At 38.5% G+C, this 1,786-nt stretch carries 1 protein-coding gene; it reads left to right on the top strand.

Annotated elements, in window-relative coordinates:
* Positions 1-134: 134 nt before the first annotated feature.
* Positions 135-1,331: an IS110 family transposase gene (locus D0T60_RS18375; RefSeq protein WP_163219924.1), complete on the top strand. Its 1,197-nt coding sequence runs from the start codon at positions 135-137 to the stop codon at positions 1,329-1,331.
* Positions 1,332-1,786 lie beyond the last annotated feature (455 nt).

Below are 1,786 nucleotides of genomic sequence, written 5' to 3'. Positions count from 1 at the left end.
CAAATGTACATGATAATTTTCATATTTCACACAAGCGTATAAAAATGTGTCTTTTCCTGCCTATTATTTTTTCAGATAGATTATCAAGTCCACTGTTTTCAGTATCTTAGTGTTGTACTAAAACCCATAAGCCTATGAAAACCTGCGGACTTGATGTTCATAAAGATAGTGTATTTTGTGGTATCTACAATGGCCATAGCCATGAAGATGTTATTGTTTATTCAACGTTGACTGCTAGCTTATTTGAAATGGGAGAGAAACTTCTTTCTGAGGGTATTACTCAAATAGCCATGGAGAGTACTGGTATCTATTGGATTCCTGTTTGGAATATACTGGAGTCCATGGGCTTTGACTTATTGCTTGTCAATCCTTATTTGATCAAGCAAATGCCTGGTCGTAAGAGCGATGTTAAAGATGCCCAATGGATTGCCACGTTGTTGCACAAAGGGCTTTTACGGAGTAGTTTAGTGCCTAGCATACTTATCCGTGAATTGCGTTGTTATACTCGTAAGTATACAAAATTGCAAAGTAAGATCACTTCCATTCTCTCTGAGATGGAGCGCAATCTGGAGATGATGAACATCCGAATTACCAGCCTTGTAAGCAATATTTCTGGAAAAAGCATTCGTCGCGTTGTTAAATCTATTATTGATGGTGTGGAAGATGCTGTTGAATTAGAAAAACTCATTCATGGAAGGATACGCAATACACATAAAGAGAAAGTGCGCCAATCCTTGGAAGGCTTCATAACCTCTCATCATCGTTTCAATCTTGAGTTGCTCTATGAAGAATATGAGCTGATAGAAAACCAAGTTGCACGTTGTCTGGAGAAGATGAACTCTTTGGTAGAGCTTCATTATGCTGAGCAGATCCGTTTACTCAATACCCTACCTGGGGTGAGTACCCTTTCTGCTATTATTATATTAGCCGAAAGTGGAGCGAATATGGAATCTTTTGAAAGTAGCAGCAAGTTTGCAGGCTGGACGGGATTACGTCCACGAAACGATGAAAGTGCAGGCAAATATAAAAGTAGAGCGACTACCAAAGGAAACAAATACTTCCGCTCCATCATTGTGCAAGTTGCATGGGCAGCAAGCCGAACAAAGGGTTCTTACTTTATGGAGAAACATAATAGACTGGCGATAAGAAAATCGAGAAAAAAGGCCTTGGTGGCTATTGCAAGAAAGATAACGGTGATTATTTGGCATGTGCTCACACATAAACAAGTCTACAATCCAGCATTAATTCCTGTATTTGATAAAGACAAAATAGAGGCGAAAATAAAATATCACCAAAAGGAAATGGAGCGGTTAAATAATCTTGTCTCTTGAGAAATAATGTGATATAGCGAAAAGGCCGTGTAAGTTTGTGATGGCAGCAATGACCTCGTTTGCAAATTGGCCAAGAATACTCGTTCGAAAGAACCTTAAGAACACAAGCATAAGTTAATGTATCCATGTAAAACAAGGATGCAAAACTTGCAGGAGAAACTCGCTTACCAAGCGATAAAGGTATAATACGAATATCAAAGAAGTGTTCCACAAAAGGAAGACTAAGGAAAGTGTGCTCAGACAGACCGTTAGCCTTGTGGGTGGAAACCCCACACAAGGCTAACGGAGACATTTATAGGAGAAACTTACATAAAAAGAATGATTTATAAACGAGTTGAATAAAAATAATTAATGAACACAGAGATACAAAGACAGGGAGCGTAAATTAAACTGTGTCAGCTTTTCGCTTTCACTTTAAGGTTTCAGGTTTTTCATTCCCCTGTCTCATTCAATGG

The sequence above is a fragment of the Bacteroides sp. 224 genome (genome assembly GCF_010500995.1).
Classification (GTDB): domain Bacteria; phylum Bacteroidota; class Bacteroidia; order Bacteroidales; family Bacteroidaceae; genus Bacteroides.
This window is presented reverse-complemented; position numbering and strand designations above follow the sequence as displayed.

What these genes read in the sequence shown, in the direction of transcription:
- D0T60_RS18375 (WP_163219924.1), top strand. Translation starts at nt 135, where the DNA reads ATGAAAACCTGCGGACTTGATGTTCATAAAGATAGTGTATTTTGTGGT.